The sequence below is a fragment of the Flagellimonas sp. genome, from assembly GCF_965215805.1.
Classification (GTDB): Bacteria; Bacteroidota; Bacteroidia; order Flavobacteriales; family Flavobacteriaceae; genus Flagellimonas.
The window spans coordinates 3,348,493-3,363,985 of the sequence record NZ_OZ244124.1; the positions used below are offsets into that span (position 1 = coordinate 3,348,493).

General features: G+C 41.9%; 13 protein-coding genes. 8 read left to right on the forward strand and 5 right to left on the reverse strand.

The genetic code is table 11. The annotated features are described in order from the left end of the window. Positions 1 to 191: 191 nt before the first annotated feature. Entirely contained in the window at positions 192 to 1,364 is a 1,173-nt protein-coding gene (locus ACOOE0_RS14790) for a heparan-alpha-glucosaminide N-acetyltransferase domain-containing protein (protein ID WP_420399677.1), read from the forward strand. 35 nt (positions 1,365 to 1,399) lie between these two features. Here ACOOE0_RS14790 and ACOOE0_RS14795 read toward each other — a convergent pair whose 3' ends face one another. Then, entirely contained in the window at positions 1,400 to 2,803 is a 1,404-nt protein-coding gene (locus ACOOE0_RS14795; protein ID WP_420399678.1) for a Gfo/Idh/MocA family oxidoreductase, read from the reverse strand. A 219-nt stretch (positions 2,804 to 3,022) separates the two neighbouring features. Here ACOOE0_RS14795 and ACOOE0_RS14800 point away from each other — a divergent pair, with 219 nt between their 5' ends. Continuing rightward, positions 3,023 to 4,033, forward strand: coding sequence for a LacI family DNA-binding transcriptional regulator (locus ACOOE0_RS14800; RefSeq protein WP_420399679.1), 1,011 nt, complete (start codon positions 3,023 to 3,025; stop codon positions 4,031 to 4,033). A gap of 3 nt (positions 4,034 to 4,036) precedes the next feature. On the opposite strand, the gene ACOOE0_RS14805 is transcribed toward ACOOE0_RS14800, so the two are convergent. The 3 genes from ACOOE0_RS14805 to ACOOE0_RS14815 form a co-directional block, all read right to left on the reverse strand. Next, the gene (locus ACOOE0_RS14805) at positions 4,037 to 5,092 is read right to left on the reverse strand and encodes a helix-turn-helix domain-containing protein (RefSeq protein WP_420399680.1); all 1,056 of its coding nucleotides are present in this window, start codon (positions 5,090 to 5,092) and stop codon (positions 4,037 to 4,039) included. Positions 5,093 to 5,114: 22 nt separating this feature from the next. After that, entirely contained in the window at positions 5,115 to 6,221 is a 1,107-nt protein-coding gene (locus ACOOE0_RS14810; protein ID WP_420399681.1) for a type 1 glutamine amidotransferase domain-containing protein, read from the reverse strand. Positions 6,222 to 6,361: 140 nt separating this feature from the next. Then, complete coding sequence (locus ACOOE0_RS14815; protein ID WP_420399682.1) at positions 6,362 to 7,513, reverse strand: helix-turn-helix domain-containing protein; 1,152 nt, start codon at positions 7,511 to 7,513, stop codon at positions 6,362 to 6,364. 147 nt (positions 7,514 to 7,660) lie between these two features. Between ACOOE0_RS14815 and ACOOE0_RS14820 the strand changes: the two genes are divergently transcribed. Then, positions 7,661 to 8,065: a hypothetical protein gene (locus ACOOE0_RS14820; protein ID WP_420399683.1), complete on the forward strand. Its 405-nt coding sequence runs from the start codon at positions 7,661 to 7,663 to the stop codon at positions 8,063 to 8,065. A 28-nt stretch (positions 8,066 to 8,093) separates the two neighbouring features. Here the strand turns inward: ACOOE0_RS14820 and ACOOE0_RS14825 are convergent, their stop codons facing one another. Next, the gene (locus ACOOE0_RS14825; RefSeq protein WP_420399684.1) at positions 8,094 to 9,116 is read right to left on the reverse strand and encodes a helix-turn-helix domain-containing protein; all 1,023 of its coding nucleotides are present in this window, start codon (positions 9,114 to 9,116) and stop codon (positions 8,094 to 8,096) included. Between the two features lie 376 nt (positions 9,117 to 9,492). Here ACOOE0_RS14825 and ACOOE0_RS14830 point away from each other — a divergent pair, with 376 nt between their 5' ends. The 5 genes from ACOOE0_RS14830 to eboC all read left to right on the forward strand — a co-directional run bounded on the left by ACOOE0_RS14830 (position 9,493) and on the right by eboC (position 15,492). Continuing rightward, positions 9,493 to 12,378 (forward strand): PA14 domain-containing protein, encoded by a 2,886-nt coding sequence (locus ACOOE0_RS14830; RefSeq protein ID WP_420399685.1) that lies wholly within the window; start codon positions 9,493 to 9,495, stop codon positions 12,376 to 12,378. A gap of 83 nt (positions 12,379 to 12,461) precedes the next feature. Next, on the forward strand, positions 12,462 to 12,848 hold the full coding sequence (locus ACOOE0_RS14835) for a transmembrane 220 family protein (RefSeq protein ID WP_420399686.1): 387 nt from the start codon (positions 12,462 to 12,464) through the stop codon (positions 12,846 to 12,848). A 38-nt stretch (positions 12,849 to 12,886) separates the two neighbouring features. Further along, complete coding sequence (locus tag ACOOE0_RS14840) at positions 12,887 to 13,693, forward strand: EboA domain-containing protein (protein ID WP_420399687.1); 807 nt, start codon at positions 12,887 to 12,889, stop codon at positions 13,691 to 13,693. Next, on the forward strand, positions 13,693 to 14,598 hold the full coding sequence (locus ACOOE0_RS14845; protein ID WP_420399688.1) for a TatD family hydrolase: 906 nt from the start codon (positions 13,693 to 13,695) through the stop codon (positions 14,596 to 14,598). Before ACOOE0_RS14840 ends, ACOOE0_RS14845 begins: the two co-directional genes overlap by 1 nt. Positions 14,599 to 14,601: 3 nt before the next feature. Continuing rightward, positions 14,602 to 15,492 (forward strand): UbiA-like protein EboC, encoded by an 891-nt coding sequence (eboC, locus tag ACOOE0_RS14850; protein WP_420399689.1) that lies wholly within the window; start codon positions 14,602 to 14,604, stop codon positions 15,490 to 15,492. The last annotated feature ends 1 nt before the right edge of the window (position 15,493 follow it).

A 15,493-nucleotide genomic window follows, 5' to 3' on the forward strand; every position in this document is an offset into this window, starting at 1 on the left:
AGGTGGATGAAAATTAGATGTTTTTGGCCAATCTACAAACTTGATAATCACCCTATTTAGAGTGGAAACACGCCGATAAGGGAAAACCATGCGATTGACCTTCACAAACATACCGTTCAGATAAAAAATAATTTAGATTTTTTAAAAAACAATACTTTCAAATTGACAATTACAGTTGGAAATCACATTTTATGCGACTTGCATCCATAGATATTTTACGGGCAGTTACCATGGTCTTAATGATTTGGGTAAACGACTTTTGGACCCTTTCCAATGTTCCCAAATGGCTTACGCATGCCACAGCCAATGAGGATTATTTGGGTTTTTCAGATGTTATTTTCCCGCTGTTTCTGTTTATCGTAGGCCTTAGCATTCCCTTTGCAATTAAGAACAGAATGGACAAGGGAAAATCAAAATCATCCATTGCCGTTCATATTCTCATTCGTTCTTTTTCCCTTTTACTAATAGGATTCTACCTTATGAACTATGAGGTAGCTTTTGACGAAGGCATCTTAATTGGAAAAGATTTCTGGACCATTTTAATGACGCTGGCCATTGTCCTGGTTTGGGTTGACTGGGAAAAAACATCGACCGCAAAAAAATATCATCCACATTTTAGGGCCATCGGTGCTGCCCTGTTGATCTTTCTGGCAATTATTTACAAGGGTGGAGCTACAGGTGAGGATTGGATGCATGTTCACTGGTGGGGCATTTTGGGTCTTATTGGCTGGGCTTATCTTTCCAACTCCCTGATTTTTCTGTATTCCAAGGGAAATCTGATCATAATTCTTCTTCTCTGGATACTGTTCAATACACTATGTGTCCTCTTTCAACAGGGAATAGTGGAAGGCCCTGATGGATTTTTACGATATTTCTCAGTGCTATTCCAAGGTACCATACCTGCTTTTACATCAGCTGGAGTGTTGACCACCTTATTGTTCCAAAAATATTCCGCTACCCGATTAAATTCTGCGTACCTGGTCTTGGCCTTCCTTGGGATTGTAAACATTGCCTTGGGATTGATTACCAGACCCATGTGGGGGATTTCCAAATTACAAGGCACCCCATCCTGGTTGGCCATTTGCACCGGAATTGGGGTTTTGGCCTTCATTTTGTTTCATTACTTGGCCGATGTAAAGAAAAAAACCAAATGGGCAACCTTTATTTCCCCTGCGGGAACTGCCACCCTTACCTGCTACATGATTCCATATATGGTATATCCGATTCGTAGTTTGTTGGGCTTTAGACTCCCTGACATTTTCAACAACGGATATGCGGGACTATTGGTGTCTTTTGTTTTTGCGCTTCTTGTTGCGGCATTTACAGGTTGGATGGAACGTAGAGGGTATAAACTGAAACTCTAGAATATAATTGATTTACCCCACTCCTACTCATTCCATTACAACCTTTTTTCCCGGGGTTCTAGATCCGTTAGCTCCGCTATTTTAATAGGGCGACCACTTTCAATACTTTTTCTAGCCCCTATACCAATAAGAATGGACATTGCTCCGTCCCTTACCCCAGCGGCCCTATCAAAAGGGTCTTGGGTGTTTGGAAGTTTGAATATTTTTTCATGAAGTCGCTTATCTCCTCCACCATGTCCCCCTCTTTCCATGGGTACCTGTACCGTTTCATGGTCTTTCCATAGATGATGGAGAATCATGGGTTTGTACCCTTCCACTTCCTTTAGGCCCTGAGTCATTTCCAAAGCGTGAAGCTCTTCTTGACTCAAAGCATTTTCCTTGCGATAGGGAATGTCGTGCCATGCCTCTATCCTACCCTTGGTTCCATTGAATGCTATCCGCCACCCTTCAAAAGGAGAATAAGTCGTTAACGAATAATTGACCACGGTTCCGTTCGCATATTTTATCTGGGAAGACATCTTATCATAGATGTTTATTTCTTCCCGATACAGACAGTTGTCCCTAACATAACCATCATGCTTTTCGTTGTTGACATAGAGGTTCATGTCCATTTTGCTTTGGGTGATATCCCAATGAAAATCACAATTATCCACATGTTTGCAATCCCTGCAATTGTTTCCTCTAAATGCATTGGCACTGCCATAATGCTCCAAGTCTCCGTAAGCGAATACTTCCATGGGGTCCGAATCCAACCACCAGTTCAATAAATCAAAATGATGGGTTGCCTTGTGCACCCACAAAGTTCCCCCAGTCTGACGCAGGCCGTGCCATCTCCTAAAATAGGATGCTCCGTGATAGGTATTTAAGTACCAATTAAAATCTACAGAGGTTATTTTGCCAATGGTCTCCTCCCGAAGTAATTCCTTTATTTTGGTGTTGTAAGGAATCCAGCGATAATTGAATCCAACAATTACCTTGTTGTCGTGTTTCCTTTCAGCATCTATAATCTGTTGGCATTTGTCCTCATCGGTGGTCATTGGTTTTTCTGTCAACACATCACACCCCAACTCAAGACCGCGAATGATGTATTCGTGATGTGTGGAGTCCGTTGTGGTAACGATTACTAGATCTGGTTGGTTCTGTTGAACCATTTGATCAAAATTGGAATAAGTACTGCACTTTACACCCATGTAGTCTTTGGCAAAAGCCAACCGGCCAGGATTAAGGTCGCATAAACCTACAAACTCCAAGGTGTCAGAATAGGTATCCACCAATCGTTTCCCCCAAAATGTGATACCTCTTATTCCGGTTCCCACCAACACAACTTTTAGTTTTCTTCCCATAAATGTAAAGTTCAATGGTGATGCTTCTACCATAGTTCCAGCGGCCAACATGGACACTGCCGTTAAAAATTTTCTTCTGGTTTGTTTGTCATTCATGGCGATTTCGGTTTAGTGGATTATAAATTGATTTCTGACTTCAGTAACGAGGTAAAGATTATAATCTTTTGAAACAAAGGCCTATGTCCATCAAGGTATTTTGTGCAATCGATTACACAATTATAGCAATTTACCATGCGTAATCAAAATATTTTTGCCATCTTGCCCCCAACATAAGTGTTCAATTCATTTCATTTTTGAACTTTTGGATTCTATCAAATGGCCAATAAAACAACCATCTATGATATTGCAAACCAGCTAAATCTCACTGCGGCAACGGTTTCGCGGGCGCTTAATAACAACCCCAGAATTAGCAAGGCCACAAAAAAATTAGTGCTGGAAACCGCTAGGGAATTAAACTATGAGCCCAACAAGTTGGCCCTGGCCCTAAAAAAAGGGAAAAGCAATAATGTAGGAGTGGTTGTCCCCTATATCAACCACAGTTTTTTTTCCACCATTATAAGAGGAATTGAGGAAGAACTCCATCCCAAGGGATACCATGTAATCATCAGTCAATCGCACGAAGAAGAGGACCGGGAAGGACAAACCATAAAGAGTTTACTAAATGCCCAAGTAGAGGGCATTTTGATTTCGGTCTCCCGATCTACAAGAAATACAGAACACTTGGATGAGGTGGTACAAAAAGGTATTCCATTGGTCTTCTTCGACCGAAAGAAAGATATTAGCGGAGTAAGTTCTGTAATTTTCGATGATTATCAAGGGGGATATCAGGCCACCAAGCATTTAATTGAATTGGGATGTTCCCGCATTGGCCATTTTTCGGGTGATAGATCTTTGGAAATATACCAAGACAGGTATCAAGGTTATGTAAGCGCGCTTAAAGACCACGGGAAGGAGCCCGACCAAGATTTGGTTTTTGAAATTAGCAGTACGGCAGAGGACGGTATACAGGCCATTAAAAGTCTGATGGCACTTAAAAATCCGCCAGATGCCATTTTCTCATCCACGGATTACGGAGCTCTGGGCGCAATCACTTGGTTAAAGAATAATAGCTTTAAAATACCATCCGACATCCGCGTAGTTGGATTCAGTAACGAACCTTTTACCGAGTTTATGGACCCTCCCATAAGTTCCATGGACCAATCTCCTTTGGAAATGGGAAGGAAGGCCGCCCAAATGTTCTTGGAGCAAGTAGGTCAAAATTCAAAAAGAAAAGAAAAAAGAATAATCCTCCCTCCTAACCTCATTGTCAGGGAATCTTCTTCATAGCTTTTAAGCCAAATGCGTTTTCCTGAAAGCTGAAGGTGTAAGCCCTTCAAATTTTTTGAAGGCGCTGTTAAAAGAGGACAGGCTACTGAAACCGGAATCAAAAGCTATGCTGGATATCGTAAAATTTTCGTTGTCCTTATCCACAAGCAGTTTCTTTGCCTCTTGAATCCGATAGAAATTAACAAAGTCATTGAAATTCTGCCGGGCATGTTGGTTAATGACTTCAGAGGTTTTTTGCGCACTCACATTCACCAAGCTGCTTAAACTGGATAGGGAAACATTGGATTCCAAATACAACTTATTATCAACCAAATGATGGGTCAATTCATGAAATAGGTCCAAATCATTGTTCCTTTTAAAGGCATTTCCGTCCATATCCGTCACCTTGAGTTGAAATGCTTTAAAACTCAAGAAATAGACCACCATGGAATACATAATAGGACCAACTATGTAGGGTACTGCATCTTCCACAATGTTCAATACATAGGAAATCCAAATAATGACCAAGCCTATATGCAACAAACCTAACCAGGTAAAAATGGCCTTTTGGGATTTGGTCCTAGACTCCTTGGAATAGTTCTTGGCCATTTTCCTGTAAACCCGACTGGAGATGAAGATGTAAAAGGCCAAATGCAGATAAATAAAAATGAGTATGCTCCCAAATATGATGATGACTTCCTTATTGTTTGTCTCAAACCAAGCTTTGTCCACAAAAAAGCTGGCCAGAAAAACCAGTGCAAACGGAACCAATTCCAAGGCATAAAACTTCGGTAGCGTAAACCCCGAGCGTGTCATTCCGTTAACATACCAGCGCAACATGGGACCAATACCCAATAAAAAGGCCAAGCCTGCGAAAATAAACGCAGGCTCAAGATCATTGCCAAAATACAACAGTACCGATTTGCCTATTCTAAATGCCATCAGCATCAAGATCAAGGCCAGTAAGGAATTGGTCAAGGCTCTTTTCTTTTTGAAGAACAGCAGATACAAGGCGAACATGGTACCATGCAAAAGGCCAGCACTGCTAATAATTACGAGAAGTATATCTAAAAATCCCAAATAACCAATTTCTCAAATGTAGCTATATTTTCGCGCTTTTGGCTTCGCATTTTTTGGCGTGCGAAACCAAGCCAATAAGTGCAGCGAACTGCCCAAGCTCCCCTTTCATGGCTGCAATTATTCCATGTTTGGCAATCAACACCCGGTCCAATGGTCTATTCTGATCAACCAATAAATTCTCCATTAATTGCTTGGCAGGTTGCTTTCCTACCTCATGGAATTTTAGTAGCACTTGCACGGCATTCTCCTCTGCTGTGATTTCCCGCTTTTTTAAGGTATAGCCCATTTGCTGAATCATTTGTTCTGCCACACTCCAGGTAGACCATGGATTTTGTCCAGTTATCAAGTTTTGGTCATGGCTGACGTTGTCCAAATACATGACTCCTTCATTGAACTGTGCCCCTTGTTCCACCATTTTATCCTGCAGCAAAAAAGGAAAGATGGTCTCCGCATCGGAAATTAGAAGCAATTCCTCTTTATTGGTAAATCCGCTAACAGTTTTGTTAGCCAAGATATGCTGCCCGCTGTCCAAGGTAACGTTGACCAAGGCCGCTGGACCGTGGCAAACCGCTCCAATAACTTTGTTGGATTGATAATAGTTTCTAACCAATGTTTGTATGGCCATATTGTTCGGAAAATCAAACATGGCTCCTTTACCTCCAGCAAAAAAGACAGCTTGATAATCATCCACCATTACTTGGTCCATTGGAATGGTATGGCTTGTTTTGTGCTGGGCAATGGAATCGTTCAAAAATGCGAAGTCGAAGGCTCCCATGTCTTCATCGTCAATAACCACGGGTGGTTCTCCTCCTTCTGGACTGGCAATTTCCACCTCAAAACCGTTAGCCTGGAAGGTGTAATATGCCCTTGCCAATTCCGTCAACTCATAGCCGGTGCTTTTATCACTGTTCCCCATGGTATCAGCACTGGTAACCACCGCAAGTATTTTGCCTCTGTACGGCACAGGATCATTTACCAAATATGCCAGTTCCGTTGCAGAAGTGGACGTTAGCGAAACATCTCTGGTTGGTATCAGGCTTTTGAACCAAAACCCAAAGGATACAACCACAATAATTAAACTAAGAATAAACAGGGATACCCATTTCAGTATCCGATATTTTTTAAACATAACTTTTGATTTAGAATTACGATGCGAAATAAGGGCAGGAAGGCAACAAAAGCTGTCGAAATGATAATTCCGTCAGAACAAAATATAATTCGATAGGCCCCCAAAACAGGGAAATCTGGTATATGAAGACTCTTTTAACGCTACATTTTTGCGTTGGCTGCGGATTTCAAAAATTCGGACGGGGTAGTTCCCGAAAACTTTTTGAAAGCTTTGTTGAAGGTGTTTTTATTACTAAAACCAGCATCAAGGGCAATGGCCAAAATGGTCAGGTGGTTGTATTTGGGATTGGTCAATCTGCTCCTTACCTCTTTATACCGATATTCATTCAAAAATTCGTAAAACGTCTTGCCCAGTTCCTCGTTCAAAATCTGGGAAATCACATGCTTGGGTAGACTAAGGTCTTCTGAAAGTTTGGACAAATTTAGATCGTGAAGTAGGTAGGGCTTTTCATCTTCCATGTAAGTTACAATTTGAGAAAGATGCTTCTTCAAATCAGATTCCACGAGCTTGGAACTTTTATATTTCACCCTTGGATTGTCCAAAAGTACCTCCGTATAGACTTTGTGGTTCCTGATAGTAAGAACTACTAAAAAGTGGATGAAGAGGGTGCAGCAGAACAAGCTCAAATAGTATGCCTTGACATCAATATGTCCCTGCTGTAAAAACCAGACAACGGCTAAAAAATCGACCAGCCAAAATAGCAGAAACCCAAAAGTAATTTTCCTTAACCACTCCAGTCTAAAGGTATCTTTCTTCATCTTGGATTCATGGGAACTTTGGTTGAGTAGGTTTAAGGCTAACACAACATAGATAAAACTTTGCGCGATTTGGGCTACCGTGAATATTGTAGTACCCAAATCCAACCCTTGTTGTCCTGAAATTATCTGGGATTCAATCAACTGGATTTTGTCTGGACCAGACAGCATAAAAAATGGCGCCATAAACAAAAGCGCCAACAAAAATGGAAGTCCGTGCAGAAGGTCAGTAGCGTTAAACCCAAACCCCTCGCTTAAAACGGATTTCACATAAAATAAGAATAAGGGACCAAGTAAAAAAAGCAAAGGTAGGCTAACGTTTACCAAATGGGGTACATTTAAATGCAAGCTGGAATGGATGATCACATAATTGAGCAAGTTGATAGTGACAACTGCTACCAAAGCAATGAGGTAGTATTTTGATTTCCTTCTAGTGGAGCCTGTCAGCAAAAGGATACCCAAAAACAGTCCCTGCAAAATCCCAAAAAGCAATAGGACGGACCAAATGTCAAACCTGAGCGAAGTTAAATGTTCCATCAATAAGCTACACCTCATTTAGAAAAACAAAGGTAAGACCTTAGTTGTCAAGTGTTCCAAATGACCCTTTAAATGAGTCACTCTCAGTTTAGGGATACGCTTTGTGCACAAATTTGGTTTAATCTTGGCCAATAAAAACAAAAAGGAATGGAAGGTACATCAATGCTAAGAACCGCACTTAAAGCAAACGGATTTTTCTCCTTGGCGACGGCCACGCTTACCATATTGTTGGGGAACTCAGTCACGGCGTTCAGTGAAATGGCCAATGGACAACCTATGGCCTTGGCCATCCAATTGTTCATTTTTGCAGCCGTGGTCTTGTTTGCAGCCTACAGAAAAAAAGTGCCTGTCATACTCGTATGGGTCATCATAGTATTGGACATTTTATACGTACTGCTCGGATTCTACAATCTATCCTTAGTGGCATCGGAAACAAGCTTGGGAGGAAAAATGCTTATGGTCATAACCAATGTAATGGTGGCCTTGTTTGCCACCTTCCAAACTTTGGGAATTATTAGGTTTCGAAAATCCTTGACAGCATCCAAGTCTTAGTTGGCTTTCAAAAAAAGGAAGTAGTGTTCTAAAGAATCAAATCCAGATGTTTTTGTCGATACTGGTTAGGGGTGCACTTTTCATGTTTTTTGAAGACGGACGAAAAGTATTGACTGGTAGTAAATCCTGTTCGATAAGCCACTTCGGTTATAGTGAGTTCATCCTCTTCCAAGAGCATCTTTTTGGATAACTCCAAGCGTCGCATCATCAAATAGCGCATGGGGGTTAGGTTGGTGATTTGTTTGCAATGATACGTAAACCGTGTAACGCCTACCCCTGCAGATTGGGACATTTCCTCAATAGTCCAGTTTTCTGCAAGGCTGTTTTCCAACTCTTTTAGAAAAAAGTTCACACTTCTGGAACTCTCGGTAAGTGACTCATTCAGAATAATGTCATCTGTATCCACCAAATCCAGAATCAAAATCAACAGATAATTGATGAGCAATCTTATTTTTGAGGCGTTGCTACCCAATTCATCGGTATCAATGGCCTTCCCAAGTGCAATGAAGCAATCACGAACCTCCCTATTGGTTTTTAAAATCGATTGGTCATTCTGCCTCAAGATGGTGGTTAACCTGTTCAAGTCATTGGGTGTTAAGGTAACCCAATCTGGCCATTGCCATTCCTGATGGGGTCTTCGGACACCCAAGTCCAGTATAACCCAGTAAAATTTACCCATCCCTACATAAGGATTACCCACTTTATGTACTTCCCAAGGTCTCGTGATGGTTAAATAATTGGGTTTTAGAAGGACTTCTTTGTTTTCCTGCGCGTAGGGCATACTACCGGATTCCAAGAAATGGAATTCAATACCTTCGTTGCGATGCCAATCCAATCCCCAATCCTGTGGCTCATGGGCATCCCAATACCCAATGCTGTTCAATCCCAGGGTATTGTCATCCAATCGGTCTCCTGGGTATGTATGTCGGGCCAGCATTTTGGATTTGATCTTATTTCTCTTGGCCGCGTCAACCAATGGGAGGCATTTGTCTGCATGGTACACTATGCCATCTCCCAAAAAAGGTTCTATCTCCTGTACATTTTCTTTCATTGAAACCTTATAATCGATAAGAGCTGAAAATTAACCATTTCATGGGGCTAATCAAAACTGAAGTGTTTAGTAGGCAAGGGTTTTAACTTAAATCGTGTTTTTTTAACACTCTGGCTGTGGCCCAACAGACCCTGTATAAAATTTTTCAGTGTTTGATAGTGCACAATTAAAAATTTGTAATTGGCTAACTTCCCAAGTTGAAAAATCAACTTCTGGGCATGCCTTACTATATAATCCTATGATTTAACCAATACCTACCTTCTAAACAGCCAAAATGACATTAAGAAAAAAATCGATTGCCCTATTTAGCCTAGTATTTTCTACAGTGCTATTAATTTCAAGTTGTTCCAATAAAACTGAAAAAAACAAAAGACCATTGGAAACCTGGGTTTTTAGGTCGGTTTTGGACAAAAAACCTCGAATGGTAACGGCTGCCTTGCATGATAATATGTGGTTGGCCTATGACACCCAAGATGGAACCTTGTACAAAGCGTGGAAAGGTGGGGTAAATTTTGATGGAGCCGTCTATACCACCAAACATGGGCCCCAGCCCACCAGTTTGGGATATGCTTATTTATCGGACAATGAGCAATGGGCCCTTACCAAAAATGGCGAGCAGACCAAAGCCAAAGTACAGTATAAGGGGCATAAATTTACCGATGGCAATGTAAGCTTCACCTATTTGCTCATGACTCCTGAAGGTGAAAGCATTCAAGTGGTTGAGACGCCGACCTATATTACTGAAAGTGGCAAAAGTGGGCTTCAACGCAACTTTGAGGTCTCCAACGCAACGGATTACCAAATAGTTTTGGAAACCGTGGTCTCCTCCTTGCAAAATGAAACCGATTATTCAACAACAGGTTCGTTTACTAATATTACTAAGGAAGAAATCGAATTTGAGGACGGTGAGATTCTTCAGGTTAAGGGAAATTTGGTGCTGACAGAACCCAAAACAACACTTAGTGCCTACTTCCACCCAGGATTTGACAAACTGGAGCAGAACAGCAATGAGCTGGCCCTGGAGGAGAACACCAAAAAGATGTCATTGGGTGCGAGGCTCATCGAAGGCAGTGATTGCAAAGCCTGTCACAATGAAGAGGTGAAAACAGTAGGTCCTTCATACATGGCCATTGCTGAAAAATACCCTATGAACGAGGCTACCATTAATTCTCTTTCGGAAAAGATAAAACTTGGCGGAAAAGGAGTTTGGGGAGAAGCAATGATGACCGCCCACCCAGACCTCCCAGATGCAGATGTGGAGGAAATGGTAAAGTACATTCTGGCCTTGGATACCGATTCAGATGAAGAGGAAGACGAACTTCCTGCAGAATTCACATTGGATACGGAATCCATTCCATTGGATTTTAAGGAAGAGGTAAAACCAAAATCCGGAAACGGCTTGGTAGTGCACTTGTTTTTGGCTGGGGAGGAGGAAAATGATACCAAAGCGGTCAATAAAACCATAGCTAAAAACCTGCATATCATAAGAACTGATGATTTTGGTGGTATCAATTCCAACTTTAAATTGGTTATCAAAGGACAAATCACCATTCCACAGACTGGCAGCTACGATTTTAGATTGATGAGCGATGATGGTTCCTACTTGTTTTTGGATGAGGAACTTGTAATTGACAATGGCGGTTTTCATGCGGTAGAGGCTGTAGATGGTGAAATGTACTTGAAAAAGGGAGTGCATGAAATCAGAATTGAGTTTGAACAAGGAGGCGGAGATGCTGGTTTGTCCTTCCAGTGGTTCAACAAGGCCAATGAGCAATTCGAATTATTGCCCAACGAAATATTGACGTATACCGAAGCGCATTTTTCTGAGACTACTCCTTACGAAGCACCAAAGTCAGCGGATGAAATGGATAAGGAACTTAGAAAACCTGGGGATAAAAAACCATTGGAAGATGTGCATCCTTCATTTACGTTGTACCAAGCCAGACCGGATGATTTTAAACCCCGTGTAGGTGGAATGGACTTTAAATCCGATAGTACCCTAATCCTTAGTACTTGGGATGCAGAAGGTTCGGTCTACGCCATTAAAAACTACCTTTCAGGAGACCCAAAGGCGATAACCGTGAACAGAATAGCCTCTGGTTTGGCGGAACCCTTGGGTGTTAAAGTGGTGGATGATGAAATTTATGTCCTCCAAAAACAGGAACTCACCAAATTGATTGATCACGATGGAGATGAACTTATTGACGAATACCAAGTGGTCAGCAACAAATGGAAGGTGTCCGATAATTTCCATGAGTTCGCCTTTGGACTGGAATACAACGAAGGTCATTTCTACGCTACTTTGGCAACAGCAATTCTACCGGGCGGCGCCAGCGCATCCCCACAGATTCCAGATCGGGGTAAAACAATAAAGATCAGCAAGGAAAATGGCGATTTGGAATTTGTTGCCCACGGGCTTCGAACTCCAAATGGTATTGGATTCAACAAGGAAAAAGAGCTTTTTGTAGCCGATAATCAAGGGGATTGGTTGCCATCTTCCAAAATTGTACATATCCAAAATGGGGAGTTCTATGGTTCTCGCTCTGTAGATCCGGAAGGCACCGCAAACCTAGTTGAAAAACTGCCAGTGGTGTGGCTTCCCCAAGATGAAATTGGAAACTCTCCCAGCGAACCCACTTATTTGGATGTTGGTCCGTACCAAGGACAGTTGATCCATGGTGAGGTCACCCATGGGGGGATAAAACGTGTGGCCTACGAAGATGTTGGCGGTCAATTGCAAGGGGCCGTGTTTAGATTTACCCAGGGTATTGAAGCCGGGGTCAACCGTATACGATGGGCTCCCGATGGTTCCCTGGTCATTGGAGGTATTGGGGTTTCTGGAAACTGGTTGCACTATGGGAAGCTTAACTATGGATTGCAACGGATGGTGTACAATGGAGAGACTACCTTTGAGATGTTGAAAATTACCTCCAAATCGGATGGCTTTATAATAGATTTTACAGCACCCCTGGCCAATGAAGTGGATACGTCCAAGGTGTTGGAGGTGGAACAATGGTATTACCTGCCCACCGAGGCCTATGGAGGTCCAAAACTCGATCATACAAAACTAACCAGTAGGGTAATCAAAGTATCGGATGATAGAAAACGTCTGTTTGTTTCGGTGGATGGCCTAAAAGAGAACCATGTGGTCTATTTCCACCTCAATCCGGCATTGAAGAGCAATTCCGGTCAAGAACTTTGGACCACGGAAGCCTGGTACACCCTAAATAAAATATCAGAAAATAACCTTCTGGACCAATGATGTACAAAATGTATGCAGGAGAGAAAAGTAAGATAAATAAGAATTAAATTGGCATGGACATCGAAATCGAATTTGAATAAGTTATGGGAAATCAAGATAAATTATCCTTAGGACGGAAAATCGTCAACGTCATTTTGTTTTTGTTGTTTGCAGCTTTCGCTTACGTACAATTAAATGATAAGGACGGAATGCTTTGGTTTTCTATTTATGGTGTGGTGGCATTGGTTCATTTGTATCTTGTTTTTAAAGCCATCAATAGGAACATCCTATTGTTAATGATGACCGGACTAGCCATATACAGTGCGGTACACATCCCCTATTTTGTGGATTGGATACAAGTGCAAAACAAATCCGAACTTTTTGGTGAAATGGTCTACGAAAAACCATACCTTGAAGGTACCCGGGAATTTTTGGGCTTGGTTATAGCATTGGTCTCCATAGTTTATCAATGGAGACAATCCAAAAAATGAAAAGAAATCTATACTAAAAATAAGGTGGGAAGGATAAAATGGGAGATAGAAAGTTAGATTTTACCAACTGCGTTTTAAGCAAATTGTCTCCTGAAGAGCAAGATTGGTTGAACTCAAAAACGGCGGCCGTTAAAGAGAGTGTGAAGAAATTTCCCGTTTTCTTTAGCAAAGCCTCACGTTTTATTGCCAATGATGTCCCAGAATGGAATGCCAATGAAATTCAAGAACTGCATAGCATTTATCCAGGGTTTGGAAATACGGATTGGACTAAACGGGACTTGGCACGGACAGTATTGGTGTGCGGCCTGGACACAAACAAAGATGCACAAGTATTACGGGGCTTTTTTGAAATTGCAGAGATGAAGGAGTTGGTGGCACTTTATAAAAGTCTGTTTTTATTGGACAACGCAGCCGATTTCACTTCGCAGGTCAAGGAAGGAATCCGCACCAATATGGTCAACGTGTTTGATGCCATTTGTCTTGGAAATCCTTTTGCAGCTGCTTATCTGGAAGACCCTGCTTGGAACCAGATGATTCTAAAAGCAGTTTTCATGGATAGACCGCTGTACAAAGTGCAAAATATAGGCAAAAGAAGAAACAAAGAGTTGGCTAATATGCTGCAAGATTATATCCAGGAGCGTTGGGCGGCTAAGCGAACAGTTTCTCCTGAGGTCTGGCGACTGGTACATCAATACTTACGAGAAGATGTCAAGCAACTAATTTTGGAAAAGGAACTTGAAGCATTTGAAAAAAATGCTCTAAAAACCGTTTTAAGTTCGAATGAGACTGTGAACGAGGAATTTTGGAACAACATAGGAAAAATGAACGAATTAAATTTGAATTAATGCACTATATAGATCCACATATACATATGGTCTCAAGGACCACGGACGATTATGAAGCGATGAGGAAAGCGGGTATTGTTGCCGTGATTGAACCTGCATTTTGGCTGGGACAGCCAAGGACCACAGTTGGATCCTTCAAGGATTACTTTAGCATGCTGGTCGGTTGGGAACGCTTTAGGGCTTCGCAATTTGGAATCAAGCATTATTGCACCATCGGACTGAATTCCAAAGAAGCCAACAATGAGGAGTTGGCGGAGCAGGTCATGGAAATCCTGCCCCAATTTTTGGCCAAGGAAGGCGTTGTGGCCGTTGGTGAAATCGGATATGATGATCAATCCAAAGCCGAGGACAAATACTTTAGGTTACAACTGGAACTCGCAAAGGAATTTGAACTACCAGTGATGGTCCATACCCCGCACCGCGATAAGAAAAATGGAACCCTAAGAAGTATGGATGTTATCCAGGAACATGGCATTCCCGAGCATATGGTGGTCATAGACCACAACAATGAAGAAACCGTAAAACATGTACTCGACCGAGGTTTTTGGGCTGCGTTTACCATCTACCCGAAAACCAAGATGAGCAAGATGCGTATGGTGAATATTGTAAATACCTACGGTTCTGAAAAGATCATCGTGGACAGTTCAGCGGATTGGGGCGTAAGCGATCCGCTATCAGTTCCTAGGACTGCGGCCTTAATGAGAGAAAATGGCATTGCAGAACATCACATCCACCTCACTTGTTACCAAAACGCAATAACTGTGTATGGTCAAAGTGGGCAGTTCAACGAATCTGATTGGAAACAGGATCATGTTGTAAAACAAGATGATCTCCATCAGGGAAACAGCGTGCTAAGGGGTCAGGAAGCCAAGGAAATCAATTTCAAAAACAGCGTCGGCAATTAGTGCATGCAGTGGTCCGGGTTTATACAGCTGATCAGGCCAGCCAATATTGTAACCGCCATGTCGGATATCATTGCGGGGGTTGCCATAGCAGGTCTCTTCACCCTTAATTTTTGGAATCAGGATGTTGTATTGGATTTATGCCTGTTAATTTTCTCCACTTCCTGTTTATATGGCGGAGGAATTGTCTTTAATGACGTTTTTGACATTGAGGAGGACAAAATCCATAGGCCGGAAAGAGTTATTCCTTCGGGAAAGGTCAGCCTAAAACAAGCCAAACGCTTTGGCGTCCTGCTTTTTTTATTCGGAATCCTTGCTGCTTTCGGGGTATCAATTTTAAGTGGTGGCTTGGCTACTGGGATTACCTTGTTGGCACTACTATACGATAAATACAGTAAACACCATTTGGTTATGGGGCCCTTGAATATGGGAGCATGCAGGGGTGCTAACCTTCTGTTGGGCATGAGCATTGTACAGCCTATTCCTTCCGGTTTTCTATGGATTGGATTACTCCCCATAATCTTTGTAGCGGCCATCACTCTAACAGCACAAAAGGAAAGCCAAGGAAAGAACAAAAGAGCTATCATGGTTGCCATGGCATTGGATGCAACCATAGTGGCAGGTATCTTGCTCATAAGCCGATACTTTAACTTTTCATTAAAATCAGCATCCATATTTATAGTACTTTGGTATGGGGTAAACTTTTTGGCAAAACTTAAGGCAATTCGACATAACCATCCTATAGCCATTAAAAAAGCAGTAAAGACTGGAGTTTTGTCACTTATCCCCCTAAATGCAAGTTATGTAGCGGGCTTTGGTTCCATCTACTTGGGATTGGCCACGCTTTGTTTATTGCCATTGTCCATATACCTGGCCAAGAAATTTGCAGTGACCTAAT

What these genes read in the sequence shown, in the direction of transcription:
- ACOOE0_RS14845 (WP_420399688.1), top strand. Translation starts at nt 13,693, where the DNA reads ATGCACTATATAGATCCACATATACATATGGTCTCAAGGACCACGGAC.
- eboC (WP_420399689.1), top strand. Translation starts at nt 14,602, where the DNA reads ATGCAGTGGTCCGGGTTTATACAGCTGATCAGGCCAGCCAATATTGTA.
- ACOOE0_RS14790 (WP_420399677.1), top strand. Translation starts at nt 192, where the DNA reads ATGCGACTTGCATCCATAGATATTTTACGGGCAGTTACCATGGTCTTA.
- ACOOE0_RS14800 (WP_420399679.1), top strand. Translation starts at nt 3,023, where the DNA reads ATGGCCAATAAAACAACCATCTATGATATTGCAAACCAGCTAAATCTC.
- ACOOE0_RS14825 (WP_420399684.1), bottom strand. Translation starts at nt 9,116, where the DNA reads ATGAAAGAAAATGTACAGGAGATAGAACCTTTTTTGGGAGATGGCATA.
- ACOOE0_RS14835 (WP_420399686.1), top strand. Translation starts at nt 12,462, where the DNA reads ATGGGAAATCAAGATAAATTATCCTTAGGACGGAAAATCGTCAACGTC.
- ACOOE0_RS14810 (WP_420399681.1), bottom strand. Translation starts at nt 6,221, where the DNA reads ATGTTTAAAAAATATCGGATACTGAAATGGGTATCCCTGTTTATTCTT.
- ACOOE0_RS14815 (WP_420399682.1), bottom strand. Translation starts at nt 7,513, where the DNA reads ATGGAACATTTAACTTCGCTCAGGTTTGACATTTGGTCCGTCCTATTG.
- ACOOE0_RS14795 (WP_420399678.1), bottom strand. Translation starts at nt 2,803, where the DNA reads ATGAATGACAAACAAACCAGAAGAAAATTTTTAACGGCAGTGTCCATG.
- ACOOE0_RS14840 (WP_420399687.1), top strand. Translation starts at nt 12,887, where the DNA reads ATGGGAGATAGAAAGTTAGATTTTACCAACTGCGTTTTAAGCAAATTG.
- ACOOE0_RS14820 (WP_420399683.1), top strand. Translation starts at nt 7,661, where the DNA reads ATGGAAGGTACATCAATGCTAAGAACCGCACTTAAAGCAAACGGATTT.